The sequence below is a fragment of the Campylobacter sp. RM9328 genome, assembly GCF_012978615.1.
Genome location: NZ_LIWF01000011.1, coordinates 62,121 through 69,074, shown reverse-complemented (window position 1 = coordinate 69,074; position 6,954 = coordinate 62,121). Strand labels below are relative to the sequence as shown.

Below are 6,954 nucleotides of genomic sequence, written 5' to 3'. Positions count from 1 at the left end.
CAATGATAAAATAGGTCTTAATAAAATTATATTAAAGCATTCAGATGATTTTAAGAGCTTTGGTGGTATAGAAAATGGTTTAAATGAGATAATCACAAATGGCAAAATTATAAATGAAAATGGCGTGGATACAATATGGTATAAAAAGGGGAATGATTATTATGTTGTAGGTCTTAGTAAAGGCTTTAATGGAACAAGAAATAATAACTGGGTTATTACTAGCTATAAAAAATCTACTGGATACATCCCAAATGAAGTTAAAGGCGATACCGCGAACTTGTCCGCTTATAGCGGTAAATTTAAGGGTGAGCTGACTTCCCCACATCCACCTTTAACTAATACTGAAACTATACCAAATCAAAACATAAATCAAGCTGAAACGGCCAAAGCCCAAAAAGCAGGGCAATATGCCAAATGGCTATCACAAGCGAGTAAGATAGCACCACAAGCACCAGATGAGCTATATAAGGCTTATGATAAGGCTAAAAAAGATTTAAAACCAAAAAAATAAGGAGTGAAAATGGCAAATTTAGATTTAGATACAAGTAGGTTAGTGGGTGATTATAAGCAGATAGAAGCGACTATTATTAGTGAGAATTCCATATTTGATAAGACGATTAAGTATCTAGAGAGTAGCTTTAATGATAAGAGCTTAGCCCCAAAAGATAAGATAACTATCCAATCCAACTTGATGAGTTCAATGGCGGTGAATTTAACCGCTAAAGCACTTGAAATAGCTCTGAGCTTACAGCAGACTAAAAATCAACTTGAGTTAGCTAATGGGGAGCTAGAATTAAAGAAAGAGCAGACTAAAAACCAAATAGAGCTATCTAAACAAGAATTAGCTTTAAAACAGCAACAGACAAATAGCCAAATAGAATTAGCTAAGGCTGAAATAGAGTTTAACAAAGCAAGAACGGCTCTTGTAACAGCTCAAACAGCTACCGAAGCACAAAAGAAAAATGCCGTTATAAGAGAGATAGCAAGTTATGACGACCAACAAAGGATTAAAGAAGCAGAGATTATCACAAATGCGGTATTTGGGTATAATATTAAACTCAATTTTAGCAATGCTTTTGTATAATGCTAGATTTAATTTTTTGCTTTTAAGGAAGAAGATGGCTAGATCGTTTAGCAGGTCTGATATTAGGATTTTAGGGCTTTCATCGCTTGGTGGAATGCTGGAGTTTTATGATTTTATAATTTTTGTATTTTTTGCTTCTTATATATCTACGCTATTTTTTCCTGCTGATTTAGATCCTTTTTGGGCTATTTTTAACACTTATGGCACCTTTGCTGCCGGGTATTTGGCTAGGCCGATTGGTGGGGTGATTATGGCACATTTTGGGGATAAAAATGGGCGAAAAAATATGTTTATGCTATCGATTTTGCTTATGGTAATTCCGACATTTTTGCTTGGTATAATGCCTACATTTGAGAGTATTGGGTATTTAGCACCTATAATTTTGATTATTATTAGAATTCTACAAGGCATCGCAATTGGCGGTGAGCTACCGGGGGCTTGGGTATTTGTAAGCGAACACGCACCCAAAAGTAAGCTATATACTAGCATAAGCATTCTAACAGCAGCAGTTGTAGGTGGAATTTTGCTAGGTAGCTTTGTTACAATGATAGTAAAAGATATGTGGAGTGATACTGAAATTCAAGATGGTATGTGGAGATTGCCATTTATTTTGGGTGGGTTTTTCGGGCTTATATCTATATATCTTAGGCGATATTTGAGCGAAACGCCAGTATTTAAAGAGATACAAGCTAGGAGCGAGATAGATCATCTGCCTATTAAATCTATATTTAAATTTCATAAAATAGATAGTATCGTCTCTATGTTTATAACTTGGGTTTTGACTGGATGTATCGTTGTGCTTATACTTTTGATGCCAAATTTTATGCCCCAGGCATTTAGCGCTAATGGATTAGAGCTAGGGAGATTAACTACGATATATATGCAGATGGCTGCTATAGCGCTTTTATGTTTTGGCTGTTTTATCTATGGTAAATTTAGTGATAAATTTGGAATTGCTAAAAGCACTTTTGTCTTAGCTTTGTTATTTTCAATTTGTGTGTATGCCTATTTTGATGCGCTTTATAGTGGGGCGAGCTTTGAGATAGTATTGATTTTATACTTGCTAAGTGGGTTGCTAGCCTGTGTTGGGCCGTGTGGGGCGCCATTTTTGATGATTGCTTTGTTTCCTAATAAAATTAGATTTAGTGGGATATCATTTGCTTATAATATCGCTTATGCCATAGCTGGTGGTGTGACTACGCCATTTGCTACTGCGATGGTGTTTAAATTTGATCCTATGTATCTGGCTTATTATATGATTTTGCTTGGTTTTGTAGCTGCAATTTGTAGCCTTTGGTTTATGTTTAGACGCAAAGATATTAACTTATAGGAGTTGATATGGCGCTCATTGATCTCATAGAAGTTAGCAAAAAATTTGGCGATAAAATAATCTTAAAAGAGGCGAATTTCAGTGTAAATGAAAAAGAGAGAATCGCCATAATAGGCAAAAATGGTGGCGGCAAAAGCACTTTGATGAAGATTTTGCGTGGCGAGTGTGAGATCGATAGTGGTAGGGTGATTAGACAAAATTCCATAAGTATAGAGATGCTAGTTCAAGCACCTAAATTTGATGATAATTTGAGTGTAAAAGATGCTTTGAATTTGGAATTAAAAGATATATTTGATGCTAGAGATGAGTATGAGAAAGTCCTAGCTCAAATGAGCAATGAGCATGAAAATCCTGAATTGCTCCATCGCCAAGATGAGCTTGTTAAATTTATTGAGTCCAAAGATGGTTGGAATATAGAAAATAAGATTGAGAGAATTTTAGATAGTTTTGGGCTTAGAGAGTATGAGAATAGGCTTGTTAATAGTTTAAGTGGTGGGGAAATTCGCAGGGTTGCCTTGGGTGCTTTGATCCTTAAAAAGCCAGATGTTTTACTGCTTGATGAGCCTACAAACCATCTTGATGTTTATATGGTGAGATTTCTTGAAGAGTTGCTTTTAACTTCTAATCAAACTATTGTATTTATCAGCCACGATAGGTATTTTATCGATAGATTAGCGACTAGATCAGTTGAGATAGAAGATGGGTTATTAAGAAGTTTTGAGGGTGGATATGCTAATTATCTAACTAAAAAAGAGGAAATTTTAAAAAGTTTAGCCAAATCACATGAGACGCTAATAAAAAATTTAAAAAGCGAAGAGGAGTGGCTAAGGCGTGGTGTAAAAGCTAGATTAAAGCGAAATGAAGGGCGAAAACAAAGAATCCTAGCTATGCGTGAAGAGGCGAAAAAAAACCCAGGCTTAATACGCAAAGTCAAGCTAGAATTAGAAAGAGCTAGTAAGAGCTTTAATGGCAATGGACTAAACCAAAATCGCAAAAAAATGCTCTTTGAGTGTAAGAATTTATCCAAAACTATAGATAATAAAACGCTTTTTAGTGATTTTAATGCTAGAGTTTTACAAGGTGAGCGTATAGGGATTGTAGGCAGAAATGGTAGCGGTAAATCCACAATGCTAAAGATATTGCTAGGAGAGCTAAGCCCAGATAGTGGTGTAATCAATCGAGGTGATATCAAAATTGGCTATTTTGATCAAAATAGAAAAAATATTAGTGATGATAAATCCTTGATTGAGCTATTTTGCCCTAATGGTGGCGATCATATAATGGTAAGGGGTCGCAACTATCATGTCTATGGATATTTAAAGAATTTTCTATTTCCAAAAGAGTTTTTAGATAAGCCAGTTGGGGTATTAAGCGGTGGAGAGAAGAATCGTTTGGCCTTAGCTTTGTTATTTACTAAAGAGTATGATTGCTTGATTTTAGATGAGCCTACAAATGACCTTGATATCGCTACTATCAATATTTTAGAGGAGTATTTGCTTAGCTTTGAGGGTGCGATATTGATAGTGAGCCATGATAGGTATTTTATAGATAAGATCACAAATAAGCTTTGGGCGTATGAAAATGGCAAAATTGAGCAAATTTATATGGAATATAGCGAGTATTTGGATATAGAAGATGAATTAAATCAGCTTAGTGATATAGAAAAAGAGCTAGGTCAAAATATAGAAGCAAAAGAGAAACCAAAAGCATCAAAAACCAAACTAACTTATAAACAAAATCAAATTTTACAAAATCACCCAGCTTTAATAGAAGCTCTAGAGAGCAGAATTAGCGAGCTTAATCACGCTCTTTCGACTCCAGAAATTTATCAAAAAATCGGTCTTCAAACTCTATTTGAAGAGCTTGAAGAGAAAAAGGGTGAGTTGAATTTACTAGAAAATGAGTATTTTGAGGTGCTTGAGCTTTCTCAAAATTAGGGGATATAAATGGTAGAAAATAGACAAACTTGGAGCTCTAGGCTTACTTATATCTTAGCTGTTGCGGGTGCTACTATCGGCTTTGGCGCTACATGGCGTTTTCCATATTTGGTAGGCGAAAATGGCGGCGGGGCTTATGTTTTGATCTTTTGTATAGCTATGATTATGATCGGGATTCCTATGATTTTGGCTGAAAATGCCATTGGGAGACGGCTGCGTATTAACTCTGTAGATGCCTTTGGTGGCTACGCAAATGGCAAAAAGATAAATCCACTATGGAAAATTATAGGTTGGATGGGGATTTGTGGTGCCTTTGGGATTATGGCTTATTATATGGTTATTGGCGGTTGGGTGCTAGATTATATCTATAATATTATTGTTGGTAAATTCGATATTTCAGAGCCTATTGATGCTGATATTACGGCTAAATTTTATGATAAAAATATTATAAACTCACCACTTGCTATTGGTATTACAACGGCAGTTTTTGTCTTTATAAACTATATTATATTAATCAAAGGCGCAGTAGAAGGGATAGAAAAAGCCGCTAAATACCTAATGCCTTTACTATTTATATTGATGCTTGCGATGGTGGCTAGGAATGTCACACTTGATGGGGCGATGGATGGGATTAAATTCTATCTTACGCCAGATTTTAGCAAGATAAGTATGAAGCTATTTATCGATGTTTTGGGGCAGGTGTTTTTCGCTCTATCTTTGGGATTTGGGGTGATGATTACACTTTCTAGTTTTTTAAGAAAAGATGAAGATTTGATAAAAACATCTATTATTACAGGTGTTATCAATACGCTAATTGCCGTGGTGGCTGGATTTATGATCTTTCCATCGCTATTTACATTTGGAATTTCGCCTGATAGTGGGCCTAGCTTGGTTTTTAAAAGTTTGCCAATTGTATTTTCTAATATGTTTGCTGGGCAGATTATCGCTATTTTGTTTTTTAGCTTGCTTATGATAGCGGCACTTACGACATCTTTGCCGATATATGAGGTGATAATAACACTCTTAGAAGAGAAATTTAAAATCAAGAGAAATAATGCTATAGCAATTGTGCTTATTGTGATATTTGTAATTGGCAATTTACCATCTTTGATGGCGACAAATATTTTATCAGATATTACAATTTTTGGCAAAAATATATTTGATGCTTATGATGCCATTAGTGCTACTATATTTTTTGTTTTAACATCGCTATTTTGTGCGTTATTTGTCGGTTGGGTGTTAAAAGATGAGGCCAAATCAGAGATAATGCATGGCACCAAAAGTTCGCAAAAGGTGGTAGATATATGGTTTTATTATATTAAATTTATAATTCCTTTTATAATTTTAGTTATATTTATTAGTAGTTTTTATAATAATTTTTTGAAGTGAGATTGAGATGCTTTGGATTTTGATTGGTTTATATGGTTTGTTGACTATCTATAGGGTTGTTTTGAGTATTTTACAAATTAAATTTATAATTAATGCTAAAGAGCCTGTGGTATTGTCAGCTAGTGAGTTTGAGAGTGCTGCGAAAATAGCTATAACAAAGCAAAAATTTGAGATAGCTCAAAATGTTTATTCATTTTTTATAGTGGCTTTATGGAGTATTTGGGGAGTTAGTGCTATGCAAAATTCCCTTGGTGGAGTGGAGTCAGCTTTAATCAAAGATAGCTTATTGGTAACTCTATTTTTGGCTATTATGGTGGTTTTGAATTTGCCATTTGAGATATATAACACCTTTGTAATAGATAAAAAATTTGGCTTTTCAAATAGCACGGCTAAGCTTTTTATCATGGATCTTATCAAGAGTTTAATTATGATTTTGATATTTGGATTTGGGGTTTCGTGGGTGCTTTTGTTGTGCTATGAGCTTTTAGGGGCTAGCTGGTGGATATGGGCTTTTGGGATTAGTTTTGGACTGATTTTGATAGTGAATTTGATATACCCAACTTTGATAGCACCGATATTTAATAAGATAACCCCATTAGAAAATATCGAGTTAAATTTGGCTATTAATGAGCTTTTAAGCTCTTGTGGATTTAAGAGCAGTGGCGTCTATAGTATGGATGCTAGCAAGAGAGATAATCGCTTAAATGCTTATTTTGGTGGTTTGGGTGCGACAAAGAGAGTTGTGCTATTTGATACTTTGATAAATAAGCTTGATAAAGATGAGATTATCGCTGTTTTAGGGCATGAGTTGGGGCATTTTAAACATAAAGATATAATCAAAAATATTATTTTAATGAGTGTTGTGCTATTTATATTATTTGCGATTTTTGGTAATATCCCAGATAGTTTTTATACTGCTTTAGGGCTTGAGTCAAGTGGCGGGGGATTATTTCTGTTTTTCTTATTATATTCGCCTTTATTTATGGTGATAGTTGAGCCTGTGATATCTACATTTTCTAGGCTGCATGAGTTTGGTGCTGATGAATTTGGTGCTAGTAAGACTAGTAAAGATAGTATGATTTTAGCACTTAAAAAACTTGCTAAAGAGAATAAATCTTTCCCACTTTCTCATCCATTTTATAGCTTGGTTTATCACTCACATCCGACTTTATATGAGAGGTTAAAGCGTCTTGAGAGTCTGTGATGGGCTGGGT

Annotated in this window: 6 protein-coding genes; all 6 read left to right on the top strand. The window is 34.7% G+C overall.

Annotated elements, in window-relative coordinates; translation table 11 throughout:
* Nucleotides 1-511: putative barnase/colicin E5 family endoribonuclease (locus CCAL9328_RS08145; RefSeq protein WP_170000426.1), on the top strand; the 511-nt coding region annotated here is incomplete at its 5' end.
* Nucleotides 512-520: 9 nt separating this feature from the next.
* Nucleotides 521-1,084 carry a hypothetical protein gene (locus tag CCAL9328_RS08140; RefSeq protein ID WP_096021847.1) on the top strand — a complete coding sequence of 188 codons (564 nt, stop codon included), beginning with the start codon at nt 521-523 and terminating at the stop codon, nt 1,082-1,084.
* A gap of 34 nt (nt 1,085-1,118) precedes the next feature.
* Nucleotides 1,119-2,414 carry an MFS transporter gene (locus CCAL9328_RS08135; RefSeq protein ID WP_096022670.1) on the top strand — a complete coding sequence of 432 codons (1,296 nt, stop codon included), beginning with the start codon at nt 1,119-1,121 and terminating at the stop codon, nt 2,412-2,414.
* Nucleotides 2,415-2,422: 8 nt separating this feature from the next.
* Nucleotides 2,423-4,351 carry a ribosomal protection-like ABC-F family protein gene (gene abc-f, locus CCAL9328_RS08130; RefSeq protein WP_170000425.1) on the top strand — a complete coding sequence of 643 codons (1,929 nt, stop codon included), beginning with the start codon at nt 2,423-2,425 and terminating at the stop codon, nt 4,349-4,351.
* Between the two features lie 9 nt (nt 4,352-4,360).
* Nucleotides 4,361-5,740 (top strand): sodium-dependent transporter, encoded by a 1,380-nt coding sequence (locus tag CCAL9328_RS08125; RefSeq protein WP_170000424.1) that lies wholly within the window; start codon nt 4,361-4,363, stop codon nt 5,738-5,740.
* A 7-nt stretch (nt 5,741-5,747) separates the two neighbouring features.
* Nucleotides 5,748-6,944, top strand: a complete 1,197-nt coding sequence (locus CCAL9328_RS08120; protein ID WP_170000423.1) for a M48 family metallopeptidase — start codon at nt 5,748-5,750, stop codon at nt 6,942-6,944.
* The last annotated feature ends 10 nt before the right edge of the window (nt 6,945-6,954 follow it).